22 protein-coding genes, 1 other RNA gene and 1 pseudogene are annotated in these 23,486 nt (G+C 73.6%); 11 read left to right on the forward strand and 13 right to left on the reverse strand.

Features of this window, described 5'->3' with window-relative positions; all coding sequences use genetic code 11:
- Nucleotides 1-3: 3 nt before the first annotated feature.
- Nucleotides 4-951: a 3-oxoacyl-ACP reductase gene (locus tag IE145_RS26260; protein ID WP_189527930.1), complete on the forward strand. Its 948-nt coding sequence runs from the start codon at nucleotides 4-6 to the stop codon at nucleotides 949-951.
- Between the two features lie 445 nt (nucleotides 952-1,396).
- On the opposite strand, the gene IE145_RS26265 is transcribed toward IE145_RS26260, so the two are convergent.
- The gene (locus IE145_RS26265) at nucleotides 1,397-2,755 is read right to left on the reverse strand and encodes a hypothetical protein (protein ID WP_189527931.1); all 1,359 of its coding nucleotides are present in this window, start codon (nucleotides 2,753-2,755) and stop codon (nucleotides 1,397-1,399) included.
- Between the two features lie 212 nt (nucleotides 2,756-2,967).
- Here IE145_RS26265 and IE145_RS26270 point away from each other — a divergent pair, with 212 nt between their 5' ends.
- From IE145_RS26270 to IE145_RS26285, 4 genes are all read left to right on the forward strand, one after another.
- A complete protein-coding gene (locus IE145_RS26270) occupies nucleotides 2,968-4,011 on the forward strand; it encodes an ABC transporter substrate-binding protein (protein ID WP_189527932.1) in 1,044 nt (347 codons plus the stop codon).
- Between the two features lie 122 nt (nucleotides 4,012-4,133).
- Complete coding sequence (locus IE145_RS26275; protein ID WP_189527933.1) at nucleotides 4,134-4,970, forward strand: Nif3-like dinuclear metal center hexameric protein; 837 nt, start codon at nucleotides 4,134-4,136, stop codon at nucleotides 4,968-4,970.
- Nucleotides 4,967-5,710 (forward strand): zinc ribbon domain-containing protein, encoded by a 744-nt coding sequence (locus IE145_RS26280; protein ID WP_189527985.1) that lies wholly within the window; start codon nucleotides 4,967-4,969, stop codon nucleotides 5,708-5,710. Before IE145_RS26275 ends, IE145_RS26280 begins: the two co-directional genes overlap by 4 nt.
- Nucleotides 5,710-7,101 (forward strand): bifunctional RNase H/acid phosphatase, encoded by a 1,392-nt coding sequence (locus IE145_RS26285; RefSeq protein WP_189527934.1) that lies wholly within the window; start codon nucleotides 5,710-5,712, stop codon nucleotides 7,099-7,101. Before IE145_RS26280 ends, IE145_RS26285 begins: the two co-directional genes overlap by 1 nt.
- A 42-nt stretch (nucleotides 7,102-7,143) precedes the next feature.
- Here the strand turns inward: IE145_RS26285 and eda are convergent, their stop codons facing one another.
- Together eda and yaaA are read right to left on the reverse strand one after the other, a co-directional pair.
- Nucleotides 7,144-7,809, reverse strand: coding sequence for a bifunctional 4-hydroxy-2-oxoglutarate aldolase/2-dehydro-3-deoxy-phosphogluconate aldolase (eda, locus tag IE145_RS26290; protein WP_189527935.1), 666 nt, complete (start codon nucleotides 7,807-7,809; stop codon nucleotides 7,144-7,146).
- 99 nt (nucleotides 7,810-7,908) lie between these two features.
- Nucleotides 7,909-8,709, reverse strand: a complete 801-nt coding sequence (gene yaaA, locus IE145_RS26295; RefSeq protein ID WP_189527936.1) for a peroxide stress protein YaaA — start codon at nucleotides 8,707-8,709, stop codon at nucleotides 7,909-7,911.
- 251 nt (nucleotides 8,710-8,960) lie between these two features.
- Here yaaA and IE145_RS26300 point away from each other — a divergent pair, with 251 nt between their 5' ends.
- Nucleotides 8,961-10,388 carry an RNB domain-containing ribonuclease gene (locus IE145_RS26300; protein WP_189527986.1) on the forward strand — a complete coding sequence of 476 codons (1,428 nt, stop codon included), beginning with the start codon at nucleotides 8,961-8,963 and terminating at the stop codon, nucleotides 10,386-10,388.
- Here IE145_RS26300 and IE145_RS26305 read toward each other — a convergent pair.
- Both IE145_RS26305 and IE145_RS26310 read right to left on the reverse strand, forming a co-directional pair.
- Nucleotides 10,339-11,304: a hypothetical protein gene (locus tag IE145_RS26305; RefSeq protein WP_189527937.1), complete on the reverse strand. Its 966-nt coding sequence runs from the start codon at nucleotides 11,302-11,304 to the stop codon at nucleotides 10,339-10,341. The two genes, IE145_RS26300 and IE145_RS26305, sit on opposite strands and share 50 nt — an antisense overlap.
- Nucleotides 11,301-12,050, reverse strand: coding sequence for a MerR family transcriptional regulator (locus IE145_RS26310; protein ID WP_189527938.1), 750 nt, complete (start codon nucleotides 12,048-12,050; stop codon nucleotides 11,301-11,303). Before IE145_RS26310 ends, IE145_RS26305 begins: the two co-directional genes overlap by 4 nt.
- 67 nt (nucleotides 12,051-12,117) lie before the next feature.
- Here IE145_RS26310 and IE145_RS26315 point away from each other — a divergent pair.
- Nucleotides 12,118-12,366 (forward strand): annotated as a pseudogene (locus IE145_RS26315) (Uma2 family endonuclease); the annotation flags it as partial.
- Nucleotides 12,367-12,423: 57 nt separating this feature from the next.
- Nucleotides 12,424-12,832: RNase P RNA component class A (gene rnpB, locus IE145_RS26320), an RNA gene on the forward strand.
- 74 nt (nucleotides 12,833-12,906) lie between these two features.
- Here the strand turns inward: rnpB and bglS are convergent.
- The 3 genes from bglS to IE145_RS26335 form a co-directional block, all read right to left on the reverse strand.
- Nucleotides 12,907-13,686 carry a beta-glucanase gene (gene bglS, locus IE145_RS26325; protein ID WP_189527939.1) on the reverse strand — a complete coding sequence of 260 codons (780 nt, stop codon included), beginning with the start codon at nucleotides 13,684-13,686 and terminating at the stop codon, nucleotides 12,907-12,909.
- Nucleotides 13,687-13,831: 145 nt separating this feature from the next.
- On the reverse strand, nucleotides 13,832-15,046 hold the full coding sequence (manD, locus tag IE145_RS26330; RefSeq protein ID WP_189527940.1) for a D-mannonate dehydratase ManD: 1,215 nt from the start codon (nucleotides 15,044-15,046) through the stop codon (nucleotides 13,832-13,834).
- Between the two features lie 31 nt (nucleotides 15,047-15,077).
- Nucleotides 15,078-16,091 (reverse strand): LacI family DNA-binding transcriptional regulator, encoded by a 1,014-nt coding sequence (locus IE145_RS26335; protein ID WP_189527941.1) that lies wholly within the window; start codon nucleotides 16,089-16,091, stop codon nucleotides 15,078-15,080.
- A gap of 99 nt (nucleotides 16,092-16,190) precedes the next feature.
- Between IE145_RS26335 and IE145_RS26340 the strand changes: the two genes are divergently transcribed.
- Nucleotides 16,191-16,733, forward strand: coding sequence for a GNAT family N-acetyltransferase (locus IE145_RS26340; RefSeq protein ID WP_189527942.1), 543 nt, complete (start codon nucleotides 16,191-16,193; stop codon nucleotides 16,731-16,733).
- Nucleotides 16,734-16,752: 19 nt separating this feature from the next.
- Here IE145_RS26340 and IE145_RS26345 read toward each other — a convergent pair whose 3' ends face one another.
- The 3 genes from IE145_RS26345 to IE145_RS26355 form a co-directional block, all read right to left on the reverse strand.
- Complete coding sequence (locus tag IE145_RS26345) at nucleotides 16,753-17,655, reverse strand: glycosyltransferase family 2 protein (RefSeq protein WP_189527943.1); 903 nt, start codon at nucleotides 17,653-17,655, stop codon at nucleotides 16,753-16,755.
- Between the two features lie 79 nt (nucleotides 17,656-17,734).
- Complete coding sequence (locus IE145_RS26350; protein WP_229825816.1) at nucleotides 17,735-17,956, reverse strand: GNAT family N-acetyltransferase; 222 nt, start codon at nucleotides 17,954-17,956, stop codon at nucleotides 17,735-17,737.
- A complete protein-coding gene (locus IE145_RS26355) occupies nucleotides 17,953-19,341 on the reverse strand; it encodes an MFS transporter (RefSeq protein ID WP_189527987.1) in 1,389 nt (462 codons plus the stop codon). The genes IE145_RS26350 and IE145_RS26355 overlap by 4 nt, the downstream gene beginning before the upstream one ends.
- Nucleotides 19,342-19,637: 296 nt before the next feature.
- Here IE145_RS26355 and IE145_RS26360 point away from each other — a divergent pair, with 296 nt between their 5' ends.
- Both IE145_RS26360 and IE145_RS26365 read left to right on the forward strand, forming a co-directional pair.
- Nucleotides 19,638-20,249: a TetR/AcrR family transcriptional regulator gene (locus tag IE145_RS26360; protein WP_189527944.1), complete on the forward strand. Its 612-nt coding sequence runs from the start codon at nucleotides 19,638-19,640 to the stop codon at nucleotides 20,247-20,249.
- An 88-nt stretch (nucleotides 20,250-20,337) separates the two neighbouring features.
- Nucleotides 20,338-21,360, forward strand: coding sequence for a hypothetical protein (locus tag IE145_RS26365; protein WP_189527945.1), 1,023 nt, complete (start codon nucleotides 20,338-20,340; stop codon nucleotides 21,358-21,360).
- 179 nt (nucleotides 21,361-21,539) lie between these two features.
- Here the strand turns inward: IE145_RS26365 and IE145_RS26370 are convergent, their stop codons facing one another.
- Together IE145_RS26370 and IE145_RS26375 are read right to left on the reverse strand one after the other, a co-directional pair.
- Nucleotides 21,540-22,394, reverse strand: coding sequence for a PhzF family phenazine biosynthesis protein (locus IE145_RS26370; protein WP_189527946.1), 855 nt, complete (start codon nucleotides 22,392-22,394; stop codon nucleotides 21,540-21,542).
- Nucleotides 22,395-22,548: 154 nt separating this feature from the next.
- Entirely contained in the window at nucleotides 22,549-23,367 is an 819-nt protein-coding gene (locus tag IE145_RS26375; protein WP_229825817.1) for an SDR family oxidoreductase, read from the reverse strand.
- Between the last annotated feature and the right edge of the window lie 119 nt (nucleotides 23,368-23,486).

Here is a 23,486-nt window from a genome sequence, read left to right on the forward strand (position 1 = left end):
GTGATGTCACTTCCCCTCCCGCTGGACGGGCTGTCCGCGATCGTCACCGGCGCGGGCCGCGGCCTCGGCCGCGCCGAAGCCCTCGAACTGGCCCGGCTCGGCGCGGCCGTCGTCGTCAACGACTACGGGCAGCCCGGCCGCGACGGCTCCGGCGAGGCGTCCGCCGCGCCCGCCGAGGAGGTCGCCGCCGAGATCCGCGCGGCCGGCGGCCGGGCCGTCGCCCACCTCGGCGACGTCTCCGACCACGAACAGGCCCGCGAACTGGTCGAGTCGGCGATCTCGGCCCACGGGCGTCTCGACATCCTGGTCAACAACGCGGGGATCCTGCGCGACCGGATGGTCTTCTCGATGACCGAGGAGGAATGGGACTCGGTCATCCGCGTCCACCTGAAAGGCCACTTCAACACCACGCACTTCGCCGCCGCCCACTGGCGCGCCCGTTCCAAGGCCACCGGCGGGCCGGTCTACGGGCGGATCGTCAACACCTCGTCGGAGGCGTTCCTCGCGGGCTCCGTCGGGCAGCCCAACTACGCGGCGGCCAAGGGCGGCATCGTCGGCCTCACCACCTCCACCGCCCTCGCCCTGGCCAAGTACGGCGTCACCGCCAACGCGATCTGCCCGCGCGCCCGGACCCGGATGACCGAGGACGTCTTCGCGGGCTTCCAGGAACCGGCGGACGGCACTCTCGATCCGCTGGCGCCCGAACACGTCTCCCCGCTCGTCGGCTATCTCGCCTCACCGGCGGCGGCCGCGGTCAACGGGCAACTGCTGGTCGTCCACGGGGGAATGGTCGCCGTCGTCGAACGGCCGCGGGTGGCGGCCCGGTTCGACGCGGCGAAGGAGACGTTCACCTTCGCGGAGCTGGACGAACTGCTCACCCCGTACTACGCGGACCGGCCGCCGAACGAGACCTTCGCCGCCGCCGAAGTGCTGGGGCTGAAGCGGCGGTAGCCGTACCCCCCGTACGCACGGGAGGCCCGGATGCACGTACGGAAGGGCCCGGATGTACGCAGGGGAGGCCCGGATGTACGCACGGGAGGCCCGGACCGGCGGTCGTCCGCCGGTCCGGGCCTCCCGTACCGCGCTGCTCGGCTGCTCAGGCCGCCGCGGATTCCGCTTCCGCGGGCCGGCGGTGCCGGCCGTGCGGCCGCACCGACGTGTTCTCCGTCGACGCACCCCCGCGGTGCTTTCCGGAACCGCCAGTTCCGGTACCCTCGTCCGCCCCCGTCGGGCGCTGCTGGGTCGTGTCGGTCCGTGCTTCGGACATGTGGGAAGTCACCCCGTTGTCATCGCTTGCCTGTGTCGCACCTACGTGTGTCGCCGGCCCCGCCACCGTCGCCCGACCCGGTCACCGTCGGTACCCGCCCGGAACGGTCGCGTAGCCCAGGCCCCGAATTCAATCAGGTCGGGCGGCTCTGTGCAGAGGCGCCTGCCCCAACGGAACGGGCTTACACACAGCAGGAGCGGCGTCGGCGGCGGATGGTTCCCCTCCGCCTTTCCCGCCACTCGTACGGCCGGTCACCGAGGAGGGTTCCACGTCCTCGGGGGCGTCCAGCAGCGCCACGCCGCAGGGCGTCGCCCCGTTCGCGTACGGCAGGCGCAGCACGCCGTCCCGGCTCCAGTATCCGGCCCCCGGCACCCAGCCCAACGGGGCCGCGAACTGGTGCAGTTGCCGGCCCGCCGGACGCCAGACGCCCACCCAGCTGCCAGGTGCCCCGTCGATCCGCAGCGCCACCGCGCAGCTCTCCGGCATGAGCATCTGGCCCGGCTGCACCGCGAACGGCGTCACGGCCACGTCCGGGAGGCGCAGGCACTCGGGGAACCTGACGGGCAGGCAGCTTCCCAGCACTCCCCAGCCGAGCCGGTCGTGGCCCGGGGCGTCGGAGCGGATCAGCAGCAGCCCGCTGTCGGCGTCCGCGAGCAGCAGCCGGTCGTTGCTCTCCGGTGCGATCTGGAGCAGCGGTGTCACCTCGCCCTGCCGCCCGAGGTCCACGGCGACCGCCTTGACCGGCCCGCCGCCCGGCTCCCGTCGGTCCAGCGCCAGCATCCGGCCCGCCCGGTCCAGCCACACCCCGCCCGAGCAGTGGCCGGGAATCCGCGCGACCTCCTCGGGCCCGAACGCGCCGCCCGCCACCCGCCACAGCGAGGCGTGGTCCTCACCGGCCGCCAGGGCGTACGCGCACCGGCCGTCCGGCGACGGCGGCAGCAGCGTCATCTCCGCGCACCCGACCGCGCCCAGCAGGAGTTCGCCGGTCCCGGGCCCGGTCGGGTAGAGCAGCGAGAACATCTGCCGGTCCGCCACCCGCCGCCGGATCAGCACCCGCCCGTCGGCGAGCGGGGCCACCTCGGAGTCCGGCTCCTCGGGCTGGTCGAGGGGGAGGGGTACGGCGTACGGCTCGGGCCCGTCCAGCGTCCACCGCTCGGGATACCAGGCGCGCTCGCCCGGCGGCCCGGGGGCGGCGGTGAGCCGGGCGGCATAGGCGCCGTCCGTGGTGAGCGTGAAGCGGCCGGGGGGCGGTGCGGCGTCGGCGAACGGCCGGGCGCCGGCCCCCGTGGGTGATGCTTCCGCTTCCTCGATTTCCCCGGCTCCCGTGTACTCCTCCGCGTCTTCCCAGTCCTCCCCGTCTTCCCGGTCAGCCCCGGCAGGCGCTTCGGGCCTTCCGGGCTCCCCGGGCTCTTCCGGTTCGGGTTCCGCTTCCGGGTCCGCCGTCGCGGCGGCCCCGGCGGTTCCCCCCTCGATGGCACAGGCAGTCATGGACTCGTCACCTCCGGCTACGCAAGCTAGTTTTCGCACTTCCAGCCGAACAACACGAGCCACCGCACTTCACACATAAGGGTGGCGATGCCCGGATTCTCCTGAGGTGTCAGGGGTGAGTGTGCTGTCGGAGAGGGGCGTGTCTATGGTTAGGCAGCCCTAATCAAACGCCCGTGCCCCCCACGCACGCACGCGGACAACTGGAGTAAGTGATGTCCCTTCGCCCCCGCGGTACCGCCGCAGTCGCCCTGGCCGTGGCGGCCGCTCTCTCCCTGTCGGCCTGCGGGGGCGGTGACGGCGGCGACGCGGACGCGGCGAAGTCCGACGCGAGCGGCGGCAAGAAGGCCGCCGTCGCCACGGGCGGCAAGGACTTCGCGGACGCGGCCAGGAAGACCGCGTCGTACGGCACGGACGCGAAGGCCGGCGAGTTCCCCCGTACGGTCACCCACGCCATGGGGAAGACCGAGATCAAGGCCGCGCCCAAGCGTGTGGTGGTGCTGGACGTCGGCGAGTTCGACAACGTCGTGTCGCTGGGCGTGAAGCCGGTCGGCTACGCGCCCAGCGAGGGCGACGCGGCCATCCCCTCGTACCTGGAGAAGGACGCGGGCGAGCCGAAGAGCGTCGGCACCATCAACAGCCTCAACCTCGAAGCCATCGCGGGCCTCCAGCCGGACCTGATCCTCGGCAGCCAGCTCCGCGCCGCGGACAAGTACGACGAGCTGTCCAAGATCGCCCCCACCGTGTTCTCCATCCGCCCGGGCTTCACCTGGAAGGAGAACTACCTCCTCAACGCCCAGGCGCTGGACCGCACGAAGCAGGCCCGGTCCGCGCTCGCCGCGTACGAGAAGAAGGCCGAGAAGCTCGGCGAGGACATCGGGCCCGGCAAGCCGACCGTGTCCATGGTCCGCTACATGCCCGACCGCCTCCGGCTCTACGCCAAGGCCTCGTTCATCGGCACGATCCTCGAAGACGTCGGCCTGCCGCGTCCGAAGAACCAGCAGATCAACGACCTCGCCGCCGAGATCAGCCCGGAGAAGATCGACGAGGCGGACGCCGACTGGATCTTCACCGGCGTCTACGGCGACCCGAAGGCCACCCAGCGCGACACCGCCCGGTCCAACCCGCTGTGGAAGAACCTGAAGGCCGTGAAGGAGGGCCGGGCCAAGGACGTCTCCGACGAGACCTGGTACCTGGGCCTCGGCGTCACCTCGGCCGATCTGGTCCTCGACGACCTCCGCGCGGACCTGGTGAAGTAGCGCCTTCTGTACGGGCCCGGCGAGGGAGTCGACGTAACGATTCGTGTCCGGCCGCCGGTCCCGGCGTACAGGGTCCGGCGGCCGGGGGCGGCGGACCACCCCGGACAGGTAGCCTTTCCCCCGTGCCCCGTCTGTCTGAAGTCATCGCCGCCCTCGACGCCCTCTGGCCCCCCGAGCGGGCCGAGGGATGGGACGCTGTCGGGACGGTCTGCGGCGATCCGGACGCGGAGATCGACCGGGTGCTGTTCGCCGTCGACCCGGTCCGTGAGATCGCCGACGAGGCCCTGAAGCTCGGCGCCCAGCTGATCGTCACCCACCACCCGCTCTATCTGCGCGGGACGACGACGGTCGCCGCCGACACCTTCAAGGGCAAGGTCGTCCACACCCTCATCAAGCACGACATCGCCCTCCACGTCGCGCACACCAACGCCGACACCGCCGACCCCGGCGTCTCCGACGCCCTCGCCGGCGCCCTCGACCTGCGCGTCACCAGGCCGCTCGTACCCGACCCCACCGACCCCGCCGGGCGGCGCGGACTCGGCCGGATCTGCGAGCCGGCCCGCCCCGAGACCCTGGCCGACTTCGCCGCCCGGGCCGCCGCCCGGCTCCCCGCCACCGCGCAGGGCATCCGGTTGGCCGGCGACCCGGAGGCCATGGTGCGCACCGTCGCCGTCAGCGGCGGCTCCGGCGACAGCCTCTTCGACGCCGTGCGCGCCGCGGGCGTCGACGCCTTCCTCACCGCCGACCTGCGCCACCATCCGGCGTCCGAGGCCGTGCAGCACTCGCCGCTCGGCCTCGTCGACGCCGCGCACTGGGCCACCGAGTGGCCCTGGTGCGAGCAGGCGGCGGCCCAGCTCGACGCGCTTTCCGACCGCCACGGATGGGACCTGCGGGTCCATGTCTCGAAGCAGGTCACCGACCCCTGGACCACCCACCATTCCTCTGGAGCCCCCAACTGAACGCCGCGCCCGCCGACCAGATCCGACTTCTCGACGTCCAGGCCCTCGACACGCGTCTCGCCCAGCTCTCCCACAAGCGTTCCTCGCTCCCGGAGCACGCCGAGATCGAGCAGCTCAGCAGCGACCTCGCGCAGCTGCGCGACCTGCTGGTCGCCTCCACCACCGAGGAGAGCGACACCGCCCGCGAGCAGACCAAGGCCGAGCAGGACGTCGACCAGGTGCGTCAGCGCGCCGTCCGCGACCAGCAGCGCCTGGACTCCGGCGCGGTCTCCTCGCCCAAGGACCTGGAGAGCCTCCAGCGCGAGATCACCTCGCTCGCCAAGCGCCAGGGCGACCTGGAGGACGTCGTCCTGGAGATCATGGAGCGCCGCGAGGCCGCCCAGGAGCGGGTCGCCGAGCTGACCGAGCGGGTCTCCGCCGTCCAGGCCAAGGTCGACGACGCCACCGCCCGCCGTGACGCGGCCACCGCCGAGCTGGACGCCGAGGCCGCCACGGTGACCAAGGACCGCCAGGTCGTCGCCGAGGTCATCCCCGCCGACCTGATGAAGCTGTACGACAAGCTCCGCGCCCAGCAGGGCGGGGTCGGCGCCGCCCGGCTCTACCAGCGCCGCTGCGAGGGCTGCCGGCTCGAACTGAACATGGCCGAGGTCAACGACGTGAAGGCCGCCTCCCCGGAGACGGTCCTGCGCTGCGAGAACTGCCACCGCATCCTGGTCCGCACCGCGGAGTCGGGCCTGTAATGAGCGTCGCCCGCCAGGTGGTGGTCGAGGCCGACGGCGGCTCCCGGGGCAACCCGGGGCCCGCCGGTTACGGCGCGGTCGTCATCGACCCCGCCACCGGGGAGCCCCTCGCCGAGGCCGCCGAGTACATCGGCGTCGCGACGAACAACGTCGCCGAGTACCGGGGCCTGATCGCCGGCCTGACGGCCGCGAAGGCGCTGTTCCCGGACGCGGGGGACGCGCTGCGGGTCCACGTCCGGATGGACTCCAAGCTGGTCGTCGAGCAGATGTCGGGGCGCTGGAAGATCAAGCACCCCGACATGAAGCCGCTGGCGGCCCGGGCCGCCGCGATCCTGCCGTCGTCCTCGGTGACGTACGAGTGGATTCCGCGCGCGCAGAACAAGCACGCGGACCGGCTCGCCAACGAGGCGATGGACGCGGGCCGCGACGGCCGGCAGTGGGAGGCGTCCACCTCGACGGCCGCCCTGGACGCCCCGTCCGCCCGCACCCCGAGTGCCCCGCCGCCACCGGTGCAGGGCCCGCCCGGCGACCAGGCCGCGGGCGCCGCCAAGGCCCGCGCGGCACTGGCGGCGGCCCGCGGTACGGCTGCCCCGGCCGACGCGCTCTTCGCCCTGCCCGGGGAGACGGCGGAAGCGCCGCTGCCTGACGGGACGACGGAACCGGGCGGGGTGCCGACGGGACCGGGCGGGGAGCCGACGGACGCCCACCCCGCCCCGCGGCAGCCCGCCGGGACCCCGCAGACCGGCTGGGGTTCGGCCCCCGACCTGGGCGCGCCCGCGACCCTCGTCCTGCTCCGGCACGGCGAGACCGCCCTCACGCCCGAGAAGCGGTTCTCCGGCAGCGGTGGCACCGACCCCGAACTCTCCGCCGTCGGCCGCGGCCAGGCCGAGCGGGCCGCCGAGCACTTCGCCGCCCTCGGCACGGTCCAGGAGATCGTCAGCTCGCCGCTGCGCCGCTGCCGCGAGACCGCCGCCGCCGTCGCCGCCCGCCTCGGCCTCGACGTCCGGATCGACGAGGGCCTGCGCGAGACGGACTTCGGCGCCTGGGAGGGCCTGACCTTCGCAGAGGTGCGGGAGCGGTACGGCGACGACCTCACCGCCTGGCTGGCCTCCCCGGACATCGCCCCGACCGGCGGCGGCGAGAGCTTCGCTCAGGTGGCCGAGCGGGTCGCCGCCGCCCGGGACCGGCTCGTCGCCCGGTACGCGGGCCGCACGGTCCTGCTCGTCACGCACGTGACGCCGATCAAGACGTTCGTCCGGCTCGCCCTCGGGGCCCCGCCCGAGGCGCTGTTCCGGATGGAGCTGTCGGCGGCCTCGGTCTCCACCGTCGCGTACTACGGGGACGGCAACGCCTCCGTACGCCTGCTCAACGACACCTCGCACCTGACCTAGCGGCGGGACCGGGCGGGGGAGAGGCGCCGACGGGGGAGCGGGTTACGCGGCGAGCGCCGCCGCCTCCGCCGCCAGGCGGGCCACCCGGTCCCAGTCCTTCGCCGCCACCGCATCCCCTGGGATCATCCAACTGCCGCCCACGCAGCCGACGTTGGGCAGGGCGAGATACGAGGGCGCGGAGGCGAGCGAGATGCCACCGGTCGGGCAGAAACGGGCCTGGGGGAGCGGTGCGGACAGAGCCTTGAGATAGGCCGTGCCGCCCGCCGCCTCGGCCGGGAAGAACTTCATCTCCCGCACCCCGCGCTCCAGCAGGGCCACCACCTCCGAGGTGGTCGAGACACCGGGCAGGAACGGCAGCCCGGACGCCTTCATCGCCTCCAGCAGCGCGTCCGTCCATCCCGGGCTGACCAGGAACCGGGCCCCGGCGGCCACCGTCTCGCGGACGTGCTCCGGTGAGATCACCGTGCCCGCGCCGACCACCGCACCCGGCACCTCGGCGGCCATGGCCCGGATCGACTCCAGCGCGGCGGGCGTCCGCAGCGTCACCTCGATCGCCGGGAGCCCGCCCGCCACCAGTGCCCGCGCCAGCGGCACCGCGTCGGCGGCGTCGTGCAGGACGACGACGGGGACGACGGGCGCGAGATCGAGCACGGAGGCGTCGGGGGCGGCTGCGGCGGAGGGCACGGCGGACGGCACGGAGGAGGTCATGGGTCCATCCTGCCGCGCTGCCACCAATATCTGCAACGAACGTTGCGTCCTGCGCAACGGATGGTCATCGGGTGCACGCCGGGAGCTTGTGCCGCCCGCTCAGTGGATCTCCGTCACCACCACGTCCAGCGACCACGGCCGCCCGGCCCGCGCGGGGGCCTCGGCCTCCACCACGTATCCGAGGTCCCGCAACACCTCCACCAGCTGCGCCGGGTCCTTGGGCCGCGCACCGGCCACCAGCAGGTCGCGCACCAGCCGGCCCTTGGTGGCCTTGTTGAAGTGGCTCACCACGGAACGCTTCTCCACCCCGTCCACGATCTGCGCGTGGAGCACCCGCACGCTCGCCGTCCGCGAGGCCACCTCGCCCTTCGGCTTCCACGCCGCCGTGTACGCGGAGGACCGCAGGTCCAGGACGAGCCCGCCGCCCGCGGCCTCGGGCAGCACGGTTTCCATCGGGGTGCGCCAGTACGTGCCGAGGGCGCCGAGACCGGGCAGCTTCACCCCCATCGAGCAGCGGTACGGCGGAATCCGGTCACCGATCCGGACCGCGCCCCACAGCCCCGAGAAGACCAGCAGCGAGGCGGCCGCCCGGCGCCGCGCGGCCGTCTCCAGCGTGGCCAGGCCGAGGGCGTCGTACAGCACGCCGGTGTACAGCTCCCCGGCCGGGCGGGTCCCGGCGGTGCGCAGCTCGGCGTTCTTGCCGACCTCGCCCGCCAGACCCACACTCAGCCCGAGCACCTCACGGGCCTTCTCCTCGTCCGCCCGGCACAGCTCGACCAGCTCGTCCAGCACCGCCGCACGGGCCGGGGCGAGCCCCGGCAGCGAAAGCGACTCCGGCTTGAGACAGGCCCCGCGCCCCGAGGCGGCCTTTCCTTCGGAGGGCGGCAACAGCACGAGCACGGCGGTTCTCCTTCGTACGTACGGCGAGCGCGGATCCGGTGGGCGTGCGGGCTCGCCGGGTCCTCGGCAAGGGTACGGGGACGGGGCGGCGGTCCCGTACGCCGACGGAATCCGGGGACCCCGGGACCCCGTCGGCGTACGGGACCCCCGCCCCGCGAGGCCCCGGGCACCGCAGGGCCCCGGGCTCCGCCCCGGATGCCGCCCGCCCCCTCCCGGCCTACGCTCGGGCCATGCCCCGCCGCCACCTGCGTATGACCGGCGCAGCCGACTGCTCGCTCGGGGCCGCCCTGCGGGCCCTGCGCACCGAACTCGACCTGCCCGGCGCCTTCCCGCCCGAGGTGCTCGCGGAGGCGGAACAGGCGGCGCGGGCCCCGGATGTGCCGGCCCACCTGGACGCCACCGACATCCCCTTCCTCACCATCGACCCACCCGCCTCCACCGACCTGGACCAGGCGATGCACCTGGAGCGCCGCCGGGACGGGCGCGGCTACCGGGTGCTCTACGCCATCGCGGACGTCGCCGCGTATCTCCGGCCGGGCGGCGCGCTCGACGCCGAGGCCCACCGCCGGGTCACCACCCTCTACCTGCCCGACGACCGGATCCCGCTCCACCCCCCAGTCCTCTCCGAGGGCGCCGCCAGCCTCCTGCCCGGCGAGACCCGCCCGGCCGCGCTGTGGCGGATCGACCTGGACGGCGACGGGGTGGCCGTCGCCACCGACGTCCGCAGGGCCCTGGTCCGCAGCCGCGCGAAGCTCGACTACGCGGGCGTCCAGCGGCAGATCGACACGGGCGCCGCCGAGGAACCCCTCGCCCTGCTCCGGGACATCGGACGGCTGCGCGCCGAACAGGAAGTGGCCCGGGGCGGCATCTCGCTCGACGTCCCCGAGCAGGAGATCGTCGAGCACGGCGGCACCTACGACCTCGCCTACCGCGCCACACTCCCCGCCGAGGCATGGAACGCGCAGATCTCGCTCCTCACCGGGATGGCCGCCGCCCGCCTCATGGCCGACACGGGCACCGGCATCCTGCGCACCCTGCCGCTCGCGCCCGACGGGGCCGTCGCCCGGCTGCGGCGCTCCGCCCACGCCCTGCGCGTCGACTGGCCGCACCACGTCCCGTACGCCGAGGTCGTCCGCTCCCTCGACCCGGGGAAGAGCAACCACGCGGCGTTCCTCCAGGAGTGCACCACCCTGCTGCGCGGCGCGGGCTACACCGTCTTCGAGGGCGGCGAACTCCCCGACCCCGCCGTGCACGCCGCCGTCGCCGACCTCTACACGCACTGCACCGCACCGCTGCGGCGTCTGGTCGACCGGTACGCGTCCGAGCTCTGCCTCGCCGCGACGGCGGGCAAGGCCCCGCCGGAGTGGGTACGGGAGGCACTCCCCGCCCTCCCGAAGGAGATGGCCGAGGGGACGCGCCGCGCGGGCACCGTGGAGCGGGCCTGCGTCGACCTGGTCGAGGCGGCGCTGCTGGAGGGGCGTGAGGGCGAACTCTTCGACGCGTACGTCGTCGACGTCCAGGACCGGGACCCGGCCGTCGGCACGGTCCACCTCCGGGACCCGGCGATCGTCGGCCGGATCGAGGGCGGCACGGCCCCGTTGCCGCTGGGGGAGCGGCTGCGGGTCCGGCTCACGCGGGCGGGGCCGGCGGCGAGGACGGTGCTGTTCGCTCCGGCGTGAGCGGGGGCGGAGGCGGCCCCGGGGTCCGGAGCGCGGCAGGGAGCGGTGCGGCGCGCTCCGGCGTGCGCGCGGGCGCCACCGGCCTCCCGGGAGCGGTGAGCGCGGCCACGGCCGCCCGCGGATCGTCCGCGTGGAACCGGAGCGTCCGCGCGCTCCCGCGCCGCCCCAGCGGCCGTACGAACTCCAGCGGCCCCGTCAGCTCCACGGTCACCGTCGTCCGGCTCCCCACCGCCAGATCCAGTGACCCGTCCTCGCCGGCCCGGACCAGCCCCCCGCCCGGGAAGCGCCGCTCGGCCCGGGCGGAGGCGATGGACGCGGCGGGCACCCGGAGGTCGAACAACGCCCCGTACCGCAGCCGCAGCGAACCGTCGGCGCCCACCAGATGCGGCCGGGTCACCGAGGCGGCGTGCAGGGCGAGGACGATGACGATCCCGTACACGTCCACCACGAGCACGATCGCGTGGACCAGCGGCCAGGGGATCACCAGGGCCAGCACCACGGTCTCGACGACGGAGACGAAGAGGAACGCCCACATGATCCCCGTCTGCGGTCCGGTGTACGAGAACGGCCTGGTCCCCTCCGGAACCCGGTGGCGGCGTCGTACGGTCCACAGCCCGAGGCTGTGCAGCGCCCGGAACTCGTGGACGATCAGCCGCCGCAGGGCGACCGGCACCGCCGCACGCACCACGGCGAGCCCGGCCTCCCGCCGGGTGCCGCCCGCCCGCCGACGGGCCGCGTACAGGGGCCACATCACGTACGCCTCCAGCGCGAGCAGCCCCACCACCAGCGCCTCGGCCCCCAGCAGAACGGCCCCCGGTACCCGCACCCCGGCCACCAGGCAGACCACCAGGGCCGGCTCCCCGGGCAGCACCGCCCACATCGCGACCCGCAGGCCCCTCGCCACGCGTCCCCTCATGACGTTCCCCTCCTCCGTACCCGCTCGGCCAGCTCCTCCATCACCCGGCGCACCACCGCGCGCTGCGCGGGCGGGTAGTCGTCGAGCAGCACCCGCCCGAACCCCGTCGCCGACGGCTCCCCCGCGGGGATGACCGCCAGGACCTCGTCGGGGACGGCGTCCACCAGCTCGGCCGCCAGGGGCGCGATCCGGGGATCGTCCACCCCGGCCCCCTCCAGTTCGTCGAGCCGCTCGTACAGCGCGAGCACACCCGGGTCCTCGGCCAGCGGCCCCAGCGCCGCGAACACCGCGGCCCCGGCCGGGTCGCCCGCCGCGTCCAGCAACGCCAGATGCTCGCGGTCCTTCGCGGCGGCCGGAGAGGCGGTGGCGGGCGCGCGATCCAGGAGCGCGGCGAGGGCGGGCGAGAGCGGCCCGTCCGAGGTGGGCGGCGCCTCCAGCAGCACGGCCAGCACCTGCCGCCGCTCCTGGATCTCCCGCTCCTGCCGCGCCAGATCGGCGTCCAGCTCCGTGAGCACCTCCGCCAGCTCCCGCCCCGCGTCATCGGCGAGCACGTCCCGCACCTCGTCCAGCGAGAGCCCGATCTCCGTCAGCCGCCGGATCCGGGCCAGCAGCACGGCATCCCGGACGGTGTACGCCCGATAGCCGTTGGCCTGCCGGGCGGGCTCGGGCAGCAGGCCGATGTGGTGGTAGTGCCGGACGGCCCGGGAGGTGACTCCCACGAGCGCGGCGATCTCTCCGATACGCATGCGGCCAGTAGAAACGTTGCCGCTGCGACAAGGTCAAGCGGCGCGTTCCTTCCCGAGCTTTCGTTGTGAGGGCGTCGCCCTGGTGGTCGAGGTCACCTCCACCAAGCCGCAGGCCGACCGCGAGGCCAAGCGTCGCTGCTACGCCCGTGGCGGTATCCCGCTCCATCTGCTCATCGACCGCGACGACAGCTCGGTGACGCTCTTCAGCGACCCGGAGCGCGACGACTACCGGCAGCTCCTCACGATCCCGTACGGCAAGCCGCTCCCGCTCCCCGAGCCCTTCGCCTTCGACCTGGAGACCGGCGACTTCGGCTGAGGGACACCGACAGGGCGGTCGGTCGGTACGGCCCGGTAGGATGGCGATCACGGCAGACGAGCCGTGCGGACGGCCGCGTGGGGATCCCCCGGATCCTCCCGAGGAACGTCCGGGCTCCACAGAGCAGGGTGGTGGCTAACGGCCACCCGGGGTGACCCGCGGGACAGTGCCACAGAAAACAGACCGCCCGGGACTTCGGTCGCGGGTAAGGGTGAAACGGTGGTGTAAGAGACCACCAGCGCCTGAGGTGACTCAGGCGGCTAGGTAAACCCCACCCGGAGCAAGGTCAAGAGGGGGCGTACCGGAGACGGAACGGCCCTGCGCGGACGTTCGAGGGCTGCTCGCCCGAGTTCGCGGGTAGACCGCACGAGGCCGGCAGCAATGCCGGTCCTAGATGGATGGCCGTCTCCCCGGCCGCCGCGAGGCGACCGGGAGACAGAACCCGGCGTACAGCACGACTCGTCTGCCGCCAGGAGCCCCTGACCGGTTCAACGCCGGTCAGGGGCTCTTGGCTGTTTTCCCCGCTTCCTTCGCCGGCCCTCAGTACTTCGTGTACGTGATCCGGTCGTAGCGGGCCGTCAGAGGCGTGCCCGGATACGTGAAGCGGCCGAGCCAGTCGTCGACCCCGATGCCCGGCCACAGGTTGGTCATGATGCGCATCGGACGGGTGGGGAGCGGGCCGCGGGAGCCGTTCTCCTGGTGGACGAGCCTGCCGTCCACGAACCAGTTGATCGTGCCCTGGTTCCACCACTCGATGGCGTAGTCGTGGTATCCGGCGGCGGCGTCGAACCCGAGGTCGATCACGGTCTCGTGGCCGCCGACGCCGTCGGTGAAGTAGTTGGTCTGCATCTGGGTGGTGTTCTTGCCGAGGATCTCGACGTCGATCTCGTCCCAGGGCTGACCGTCGCTCGGCCCTGTGTACGTGAAGAACCCGGTGACGACGCCTTCCCGTTTGACCGCCTGGAGCCGGGCCTCGAAGCGGCCGTACGAGTACAGGTCGTTGGTGCGGTACTCACCGGAGGCGTAGGGCTTGCCCGAGCAGCCGGAGGGGCAGGTCGCGACGTCGAGGTTCTGGCCCATGACGCCGCCGTTGAACCAGGTGTGGTCGGCGCGCCAGCCGACGTTGAACATGTCTCCGTTGGACCAGCCGTCGGCCTTGCTCCAGCGGCCGGTGTCGTGGGAGTCGAAAGGGTCGGTGAAGCTGCCGCCGACGGCGTGCGCGGGGGCGGCCATCGGCTGGAAGACCAGCGCGAGGGCGGCGAGCGGTGCGAGCAGCCAGCGCGGTGCGGGGAATCGGCGTGATGTCGTGGGGGAGTGCATCTCGGCCTCCTCGGGCGGAGAAACTGGGAGCGCTTCCGGAAACTAGCAGCGGCCTGTGGAGGCGACAAGAGGTCGGGCAAGCCTTGGTAAGTCTGGAAGCGCTACCGGAGTCGAGGTGTCAGGCCCGCCGTTGGGATCGGCCCGCTCACCAGTCGTGGATGCTGCCGTCCTGCAACCGGTTCACCGGGAGGTACGCCGCCTCGTACGGGTGCGCCGCCGCCAGTTCCTCGTCGAACTCCACGCCGAGACCGGGCTCCTCGCCCGGATGCAGGTGGCCGTCGGCGAAGGTGTAGGCGTGCGGGAAGACCTCCTCGGTGAGGGGGGTGTGGCCCGAGTACTCCTGGATGCCGAAGTTGTGGATCGCCAGGTCGAGGTGGACGGCCGCCGCCATTCCCACCGGTGAGATGTCCTCAGGGCCGTGCACGGCGCTCTTGATCTGGTACTGCGCGGCGAAGTCGAAGAGCCGGCGCAGCGGTGTGACCCCGCCGAAGTGCGTGACCGCGGAGCGGACGTAGTCGATCAGCTGCTCGGTGATCAGCGTCTGGTAGTCGTGCAGGGTGTTGAACACCTCGCCGATCGCCAGCGGCGTCGTCGAGTGCCGGCGGACGAGCCTCAGCCCTTCCTGGTTCTCCGCGGGCGTGCAGTCCTCCAGCCAGAAGGGCCGGTAGGGCTCCAGGTCCTTGGCGAGGCGCGCGGCCTGCACCGGGGTGAGCCGGTGGTGCGCGTCGTGCAGAAGCGGCAGCTCGGGCCCGAACTCCGCCCGTACCGCCTCGAACACGGCCGGCGTGTGCCGCAGATAGGCGTCGGTGTCCCAGTCCTCCACCAGCGGGCGGGCCTGCTGGTGGAGGACCGGGGAGCCGTCGACGCTCGTACCGTGCACGCCGTACACGGCCTTCAGGCCCGGGACGCCGGACTGGATGCGCACCGCCGGATAGCCCTCGGCGAGGCGGGCGCGCACCGAATCGAGCAGCTCCGGCAGGTCGCGGCCGTTGGCGTGACCGTAGGTGCGCACCCGCTCCCGGCTCGCGCCGCCGAGGAGCTGATACAGCGGGAGCCCCGCGACCTTGGCCTTGATGTCCCACAACGCGGTGTCCACGGCGGCGATCGCGGCCATCGTCACCGGGCCGCGCCGCCAGTAGGCGCCACGGTAGAGGTACTGCCACGTGTCCTCGATACGGTGCGGATCGCGGCCGAGAAGCAACGGGGCCACGTGATCGTCGAGATAGCTGACGACGGCCAGCTCCCGGCCGTTGAGGGTGGCGTCGCCCAGGCCGGTGACGCCCTCGTCGGTCGTCAGCCTGAGCGTGACGAAGTTGCGGCCGGGGCTGGTGACGACGACCTTCGCGTCGATGATCTTCACAGGGGCTGCTCTCTCCGGATGTGTCGGCCCGTCAGGTACTGGAGCGCTCCACCAGGTGCGTGGGCAGGATCAGCGGGCCGACGGCACGGCCCGCGACGATCCCGACGAGCATCCGGGCCATCTCACGCCCGAGATCCCGGATGGGCTGGTGGACCGTGGTCAGCGCGGGCTCGGTGAGCTGCGCGACGGCGAGGTCGTCGAACCCCACCACGGCCACGTCCTCGGGCACCGACCGGCCGGCTCCGCGCAGCGCGCGCAGCGCGCCCGCGGCCATGTTGTCATTGGCCGCGAACACCCCGTCCAGATCCGGATGCGCCTCCAGCAACCGGGCCATGGCGGCGGCCCCGGCGGCTTCGGAGAAGTCCCCGATCTCGGGCGGACGCGGTGTCAGACCGGCGAGCGTCATGGCTTCCCGGTAGCCGCGCTGCCGGGCTCTGGCCACCTCGGTGTCCAGCGGCCCGCCGATCGTGACCACCCGGGTCCGCCCGCGCGCGAGCAGGTGCTCGGTGGCGTCCCGCGCGCCGCCGACGTTGTCGATGTCCACGTACCAGCGCGGTTCGAAGTCCACCGGGCGCCCGCCGAAGACGACCGGCAGCGGGCCCTCCTTGGCGATCCGGGCCAGCGGGTCGTCCTCGTGCGAAGCCGCCAGCATCACCCCGTCGACGGCCCGGGAGCGCACGAGCCGTTCCACCCGCTCCCGGCCGCGCGGGGTGGCGGCCACGCACAGCATCATGTGCAGGTCGGCCTCCTCCAGGGCGCCGGCCACTCCGGCGACGAGCTGCCCGAAGAACGGGTCCGCCAGCACCTCCGGGTCGTCCCGCGAGATGACCAGTGCGGCCGCACCCGCCTGACGCGTGGCCAGGGCGCGCGCCTTCGGGTCGGGTACGTAGCCGAGTTTCCTGATCGCCTTCTCGACGGACTCCCGCTTGGCCCGGCTGACATGGGGAGCGTTGTTGATCACCCGGGAGGCCACCGACCGCGACACACCGGCCAGCGCGGCCACCTCGTCGAGCGTGGCGTGCCGGTGCGGCAGTTCCTCGGCCATGGACGCGGGCCTTCCCTCGCAACGGATCTGGAAGCCCTTCCATTGTGGCCTGCCCGGGGTTCTTCCGGTGTGGCTCGACCCCATGATCTGATCATCGGCATGACGGAGCATGAGACCGGGCGCCGGCCCGCACCCGACGGAGTACGGCTGCGCCTGGCGACGGCCGCGGACGCGGAAGCCGTCACGCGGGTCTTCCTGGACTCCCGGGCCGCCGCCATGCCGTATCTGCCGCGGATCCACAGCGACGAGGACACCCTCGCCTGGATGACCCATGTCGTGCTGCCCACCAGCACCGCGGTGTGGGTGGCCGAACAGTCCGGGCGGGCAGGGCAGAACAGGGAGGGCGGAGAGGGCGGAGAGGGCGGAGAGGGCGGGGAACTGCTCGGGTTCGCCGCGCTCGCCGGCGGCGACGAGCTCGATCATCTCTATCTGCGGCCCGACGCGGTGCGGCGGGGGATCGGGAGCCGCCTGCTGGCCGAGGTGCGCGGGGCCGTGGACGGGCCCATCGGCCTGTACGTGTTCCAGCGCAACACCGCCGCCCGCGCCTTCTACGAGCGGCACGGCTTCACCGCCGTCGCCTTCGACGACGGCGGCCGCAACGAGGAGAACGAGCCGGACGTCCTGTACCGCTGGACGCCGTAGCGGCGGGTCCGGTGGTCGGTCAGATGACCGGCGGGCGGCCCAGCAGCGTCATCTGCCACACCGTGGACCAGCGCATCGGGCGCCGCTCCCCGCACGGGGTGCGGACGCCCTCGGCGAAGCCGCCCGCCCAGGCGCGCAGGCCCTTCGGGTCACGGGTGCGGGCGAGGGTGAGCAGGGTCCAGGTGCCGAGGTAGGCGGGGACCAGGGGGAGGGGCAGGTTGCGGCGGGCGAGCCAGACGCGGTTGCGGGCCGTCATCCGGTAGTAGACCGCGTGCCGGGCCGGGGACGTCTTCGGGTGCTGGAGCAGCAGCTCGGGGTCGTACTCGACCTTCCAGCCGGCATCCAGCGCCCGCCAGGCCAGGTCTGTCTCCTCGTGGGTGAAGAAGAACTCCGCGGGCCACAGACCGGTCTGCGCCAGCATTTTCATCGAGAACGCGTGGCCTCCGCCCAGGAACGCCGTGACCGGGCCGCCGCGCATCGGGTCGCCCGCCCGCAGGCGCGGCACATGGCGGCGCTGCGTCTCGCCGGTCTCGTCGGCGATCCGGAAGCCGATGATGCCGAGCCGGTCGTCGGCCGCGAAGCGGTCCCGCACGCGGCGGAAGACGTCCTTGTCGACCAGCAGTCCGTCGTCGTCCAGCTCGATCACCACGTCCACGTCGCCGATCTCGGCGAGCCTGCGCAGCCCCTCGTTCCGGCCGCCCGGGCAGCCGAGGTTCTCCGGCAGCTCGATGGTGGTCACCCCGCCGTCGAGATCCTCCAGGCCGGGCGTGGAGGAGTAGTCCGGAAGGGCCGTACCGTTGCCGATGATCACGAGCCGGGTGGGCCGGACGTCCTGCATGGCCACCGACGCCAGCAGCGCCTCGACCGCCTGCGGGCGGTCTCCCATGGTCACGATGGATACGCCGATGCGCGGTGCGGACACGGTCGGTACTCCTGGAACTCGGCTGCCGGTGGCCGGCTGCTGGTCGGCAGCGGTGCCCGCGATCGTAACGCCTCGGTGTTCAGCGTGCGGTTACCGCCCGGCCATTCACCGGTCCGTCGCTGTTCAGCAGCGCGTACACGGCCATGTCCCGCGGCTCGTCGCCCACCTGCTGCCGGCCGCGCAGGAGTCCCTCCCGCCGGAACCCGACGTCCTCGGCGATCCGGGCGGAGGCGGTGTTCCACGGCTCGATGGAGAGCTGGAGGCGCGGGACGCCGAGGTCGCGCAGGGCCCACGTCGTCACCCGTCCTTCGGCGTCCGGGCCCCGCCCGCCAGGAAGTAGCCGGCCAGCACGGCGCCTGCCAGGACCAGGGCGGAGTTGACCAGGATCGCGGTGGAGACGCCGGACAGTACCGCGTCGGGCCCGTTCGCGGCCCCCGTCCGGGCGGTGACGACCGCGCTCATCACCGGAATGCCCAGGGCGATGCCCACCTGCTGCGTCATCGTCGCCAACCCGGTGGCCCGCCCCTGCTCCTCGTCCGGCAGGCCCGAGGTCGCCGTGACCATGAAGCCGACGATCATCAGCATGTTGCCGACGCCGCCGACGAAGGTGGCCGTCAGCAGGAGCCAGACCCAGGCACCGGACGTGCCGAGCGCCACGAGGGAGAGGGTGGCGGCGGCCTGGACGGTGCCGCCGAGGACGATGGCGCGGCGGTTGCCGAAGCGGCCCACCGCCCGTCCGCCGAGCACCCCGCCGAGGACCGTGCCCGCGCCGAGCACGCCGAACGCGAGGCCGGTGGCGAGTGCGGAGTAGCCCAGGACCTCCTGGAGGTAGAGGGTCAGCAGGAACACCAGCGAGGTCTCGGTGGCGAAGGCGATCAGCCCGGCGGTGTTGCCCCAGACGACGCTGCGCCGCTTCAGGACGCGGATCGGGACGAGCGGGGCCGCTGCTCGCTGCTCGATGCGGACGAACGCGACGAGGAGGACGGCTCCGGCGGCCAGCGCGGCCAGCGTGGCCGGCCTGGTCCAGCCGGTCTCGCCGGCCCGGGTGAGCCCCAGGACGAGCAGCAGCAGCCCGCCGGTGACGGCGACGGCTCCGGGCACGTCGAGTCTCGGGCGTTCCTCCGGCCTGGAGTCGGTGATCACGGTCGGGGCCAGGATCACGACGAGGGCGGCCACGGGGACGTTGATGAAGAAGGCCCAGCGCCAGGAGAGCAGGTCCGTCAGCAGCCCGCCGAGAATCGCCCCGGCGGTGAAGCCGGCCGACATCAGGGCCCCGTTGAGCCCCAGCGCCCGTTCGCGCAGCGGCCCTTCCCTGAACGCGGTGGTCAGCAGCGCGAGTCCGGCCGGGGTGACGGCCGCGGTGGCCAGGCCCTGGAGCACGCGAGCGGAGAGCAGCACCTCGGGCGAGGTGGCGAGGCCGCCGAGTACGGAGGAGAGGCCGAGGACGGCCATGCCGCCGACGAACAGGTTCTTGCGGCCCACGAGGTCGGCGACCCGGCCGAAGAGCAGGGTGAACCCGGCGGCGGCGAGCGCGAAGGAGGTGGCGATCCACTGGAGACCGGCGAGGGAGAAGCCGAGCCCCTCCCCGACGACGGGCAGCGCCACGTTCAGGATCGAGAAGTCCACCGCGATCATGAACTGGGAGCCGAGCAGCAGGGCCAGGACGAGTTTCTGGCGGCCGGACATGCGCGGGGAGGAGGCGGGCGGGTCGGCCGTGGGGCCCGCCGCGTGGTCGATGCCGGAGGATGCGGAGGATGCGGAGGACGAGGACGCGGTACTGGATGTGGGCATGGCAGGGCGCCTTCCTGGAGACGGGAAGCCCTTAACGGTCCCGTGGTTCCGTTAGGGTGGCGTCACCGTAGCAGGGGGAGTGTTGTTAATGGAACTGGAGGCCCGTTATGGCTCGGGAAGGTACTGATCGCGAGGAGCCCGGGAACGTCGGGGCCGGGAGCGTCGGGGCGGGAGGTGCGCGGGTCGAAGGCATGGGGGCCGGGGGTGTGGAGCCCGGCACCGTGCGCCCCGGCGGCCGCACCGCCCGGGTGCGGGAGGCGGTGCTGCGGGCGGCCGGTGACGCGCTGGTCGAGCACGGTTTCGACGGGCTCGACCTGGCCGACGTCGCCCGGCGGGCGGAGGTCGGCAAGACGACCGTCTACCGTCGCTGGTCCACCCCGGCCGGGCTGGTCGCCGATCTGCTCACGGACATGGCGGAGCAGTCCCTGCCGCGTACCGACACCGGATCCCTGGCCGAGGATCTCCGGGCCAACGCCCGCCTCGTGGTCCGCACGCTGACCGATCCCCGCCAGGGCCTCCTCTTCGTGGCCGTCATCGCGGCCGCCGCCTGCGATCCACGGACCGCCGAGGCCCTCCACCGCTTCTACGCGGTGCGGATCGGGGAGTGGTCCGGCTGCGTCGAAGCGGCGGTCGAGCGCGGTGAACTGCCCGTGGGGACGGACCCGGGCGAGGTGATCGCGGCGGTGTCGGCGCCGCTGTACTACCGGCTGCTCGCCAGTGGCGCCCCGCTGGACGAGGAGGCCGCCGACCGGTCGGCGGCCGCAGCCGTCGCCGCCGCGCGGGCGGGCGCGTTCGTACGGTGAGGGGCACGGGAGCCCGTGGAGAAGGCCGGGTTTCTGCCGGGCGGGACCGGCTTCGTGGCATCGAACGGGCCGTCGATAAAGTGGTGGAATGATATTCGGTAGAACCGGGTTCGGGGGGGCCGTCGCCGACTTCGAGGCGGCGGTGTCGGCGCACGACGCCAAGCGGTCCGGCAAGGCGTTCGTCCGGTTGCAGGAGACCTTCGGGCAGGCCCGGGAGCCGGAGCTGCTGGACGGCGGGCCGCGGCTCGCGGCCGTGCTGGAGCAGGTGCCGCCCGCCCCGCGTGCCGTCGTCGCCGTGCTCGTGGGGGCCTGCGTCGAGCGTGGCGCGGACGCCGAGCGCTGCGCCCCGGCGGTGCTCGCCGGGCTGCGGTGGGCCCTGGAACAGGCCGTGGCGTTCGCCGACGCCTGGACCGCGACCGGGGGCGGCGCGTTCCCCGCCCCGGACGGCGGCGAACCGGGCCCGGAGCTCGTGGAGCGGGCGGGCTTCGAGGCGGCCGTCGGCTGGGGGACGCTTCCCCAGTGGGAGATGGCCGCCGTCGCCATGCTGAACCACCCCGGCGTACGGCGCGAGGCCGGCTCCCGGGGCGACGCGCTGCGGCTGCTCGGTGCGGTGGAGCGGGCCTCCGGCCTGGAGCTGAAGTCCCTCGCCCACGCCCTCCTGGTGCTGGACGACGAACCGCTCGTCGCCCTCCACCGGTCGAGCGGCAGCGGCTACCTCCTGCGGATCTCCGGCATCGGGGACAACTTCCAGCTGCACACCCTGCTCGCCGACGCGCTCATCGGCGGCGGCCATGTGGAGGGCCGCGCGCCGTCGTCGCAGGAGGCGGCCGTCTGCCGGGAGACCCCCGGCCAGGTGGACACGGTGGGCTCCTTCGACCTGGTGGCCCCGGACGGCGGACTGATCTGGAACGAGGGCGCCCCCGCCGACATACCCGTCGTCGACGGCGTCCGGCTGCTGGTCCTGGACGAGCCGTCCTACCGGCGGACCTGGCCCGCGGGCCGCTTCTTCCCCGGCATGCGCGGTGACGTCCTGCTGGAGCGCGCCCTCGGCCCGGAGGAGACGGAGCGCTGGTACGCCCATGTCTCCCCGGCCAGGAACGCCACCGGCTGAGCCCGGCTTCCGGCCCGGACCGGGCCCGTACGCCGGAGGCCCCGGCCCCGTACGCCGGAATCCCCGGCCGTACGCCGGAGGCCCCGGCCCCGTACACCGGAGGCCACGGCCCCTACGCCGGAAGCCCCGTACGCCGGAGGCCCCCGGCCACGAACACGGCCCGCTGGGGCCGACCGGTGTCAGCCGATCCGGGTGCCCGTTCCGCTGACCCGGATCCGGGCGTCGCCCGCGCGCAGTTCGACGGTGAGGGTGCCCGGGCGGCCCATGTCCGCCCCCTGGTGCAGGGTCAGCACGGCCGCCTCCGGTACGAGTCCGAGCTCCCGTGCGTACGCGCCGAAGGCCGCCGCCGCCGCGCCCGTCGCCGGGTCCTCGACGACCCCGCCCACCGGGAACGGATCCCGGACGTGGAAGACCTCGGGCCCCTCGCGCCACACCAGTTGCAGGGTGGTCAGGTCGAGCCGGCGCATCAGCGCCTCCAGCCGCGCGAAGTCGTAGTCCAGGTCCGCCAGCCGTTCCCGGGTGGCGGCGGCCAGCACCAGGTGCCGGGCCCCGGCGTAGCCGATCCGGGGCGGCAGGGCCGGATCGAGGTCGGCGGCCGGCCAGTCCAGGGCCGCCAGCGCCTCCGCCAGGTCGGCCTCCGCGACCTCCTCGACGTGCGGCGCCACGCTGGTCAGGGTGGCTCGGAGCTCGTCGCCCTCCCGGACGACGGAGACCGGGACCGGACCCGCGGGCGTCGCGAACTCCAGCGCGCCCGGTCCGTCCCGTTCGGCCAGTGCCAGGGCCGTGGCGACCGTGGCGTGGCCGCAGAACGGCACCTCGGCCTTCGGGCTGAAGTACCGGATGGTGTACGCGCCTTCGCCGGTCCGCTCCGTCAGGAACGCCGACTCGCTGTAGCCCAGCTCCGCCGCGATCGTGAGCATCCGCTCCTCGTCGAGCCCGGTCGCGTCCAGGACGACCCCGGCGGGGTTCCCGCCCGCGGGATCGGCGGAGAAGGCGGTGTAGCGCAGGACCTCGGTCCGGTGATCAGGTGTCATGCAGCAGACAACCGGGCCGCCGCCTCTGTCATTCCCCCGTGGGAGAGGACGGGTTGCCCCCCCGGGCAGTCCTGCCCGCCCCGACGGTGGAGCTGCCGAAGGTGTAATCCCCCATGACTCCTCGTGCCCCCCGGCCGTCCCCTGGCTCCCCGCCTCAGCCCCGTCCGACGTACGGCATGTTCGTCGCCATGACCGTCGCGAACTGGACGTTCGCCTCCAGCGGCAGCTCCGCCATGTGCAGCACCGTCCGTGCCACGTCCGCCGCCGCCATCACCGGCTCCACCGCCAGCTCCCCGTTGGCCTGGAGGATCCCGGTCCGCATCCGCTCGGTCATCTCCGTCGCCGCGTTGCCGATGTCGATCTGGCCGCAGGCGATCCGGTAGGGGCGGCCGTCCAGCGACAGCGACTTCGTCAGTCCGGTGATCGCGTGCTTGGTCGCGGTGTACGCGATCGAGTGCGGGCGCGGCGCGTGGGCGGAGATCGAGCCGTTGTTGATGATGCGGCCGCCCTGCGGATCCTGCTCCTTCATCTGCCGGTACGCCGCCTGCGCGCACAGGAACGAGCCCGTCAGGTTCACGTCGACGACCGCCCGCCAGTCCGCGGCGGCCAGGTCCTCCAGCGGTACGCCGCCGGGGCCGAACGTGCCCGCGTTGTTGAACAGCAGGTCCAGCCGGCCGAACCGCTCCCGTACGGCGGTGAAGAGCGCGGCCACCTCTTCGGCGTCCGTGACGTCCGTCGTGACGCACAGCGCCTCGGCGTCCCCGGCGGCGGCCGCCGTCTCCGCCAGCGGCTCGGCCCGCCGGCCCGCGAGCGCGAGCGACCAGCCCGCGCTCGCGAGGGCGAGCGCGACGGCCCGTCCGATCCCCGACCCCGCCCCCGTGAGGACGGCGACCTTCCGCCCCGGCCGCCCTCCGTCCCCGCCGCGCGCCACCCGTTCGGTCTGCTCTGTCTGCTCCGTCTGCTCTGTGTTCATGGCCCGGCAGCGTACGGGACAGATCCGTGCACAGGGCACGCGGTGCTCATCGACCCGCCATGCGGATGTTGTGCACGCGACAACGGTGCGTCGTCCCCTCTCGCTGCCATGAATCCCGA

Origin of the sequence: Streptomyces sindenensis (genome assembly GCF_014649035.1) — a bacterium.
Lineage (GTDB): Bacteria > Actinomycetota > Actinomycetes > Streptomycetales > Streptomycetaceae > Streptomyces > Streptomyces sindenensis.

Coding starts and splice junctions, on each gene's coding strand:
- IE145_RS26260 (WP_189527930.1), top strand. CDS start 4: ATGTCACTTCCCCTCCCGCTGGACGGGCTGTCCGCGATCGTCACCGGC.
- IE145_RS26265 (WP_189527931.1), bottom strand. CDS start 2,755: ATGACTGCCTGTGCCATCGAGGGGGGAACCGCCGGGGCCGCCGCGACG.
- IE145_RS26270 (WP_189527932.1), top strand. CDS start 2,968: ATGTCCCTTCGCCCCCGCGGTACCGCCGCAGTCGCCCTGGCCGTGGCG.
- IE145_RS26285 (WP_189527934.1), top strand. CDS start 5,710: ATGAGCGTCGCCCGCCAGGTGGTGGTCGAGGCCGACGGCGGCTCCCGG.
- eda (WP_189527935.1), bottom strand. CDS start 7,809: ATGACCTCCTCCGTGCCGTCCGCCGTGCCCTCCGCCGCAGCCGCCCCC.
- IE145_RS26300 (WP_189527986.1), top strand. CDS start 8,961: ATGACCGGCGCAGCCGACTGCTCGCTCGGGGCCGCCCTGCGGGCCCTG.
- IE145_RS26305 (WP_189527937.1), bottom strand. CDS start 11,304: ATGAGGGGACGCGTGGCGAGGGGCCTGCGGGTCGCGATGTGGGCGGTG.
- IE145_RS26310 (WP_189527938.1), bottom strand. CDS start 12,050: ATGCGTATCGGAGAGATCGCCGCGCTCGTGGGAGTCACCTCCCGGGCC.
- bglS (WP_189527939.1), bottom strand. CDS start 13,686: ATGCACTCCCCCACGACATCACGCCGATTCCCCGCACCGCGCTGGCTG.
- IE145_RS26335 (WP_189527941.1), bottom strand. CDS start 16,091: ATGGCCGAGGAACTGCCGCACCGGCACGCCACGCTCGACGAGGTGGCC.
- IE145_RS26340 (WP_189527942.1), top strand. CDS start 16,191: ATGACGGAGCATGAGACCGGGCGCCGGCCCGCACCCGACGGAGTACGG.
- IE145_RS26355 (WP_189527987.1), bottom strand. CDS start 19,341: ATGTCCGGCCGCCAGAAACTCGTCCTGGCCCTGCTGCTCGGCTCCCAG.
- IE145_RS26360 (WP_189527944.1), top strand. CDS start 19,638: ATGGGGGCCGGGGGTGTGGAGCCCGGCACCGTGCGCCCCGGCGGCCGC.
- IE145_RS26365 (WP_189527945.1), top strand. CDS start 20,338: ATGATATTCGGTAGAACCGGGTTCGGGGGGGCCGTCGCCGACTTCGAG.
- IE145_RS26370 (WP_189527946.1), bottom strand. CDS start 22,394: ATGACACCTGATCACCGGACCGAGGTCCTGCGCTACACCGCCTTCTCC.
- IE145_RS26375 (WP_229825817.1), bottom strand. CDS start 23,367: ATGAACACAGAGCAGACGGAGCAGACAGAGCAGACCGAACGGGTGGCG.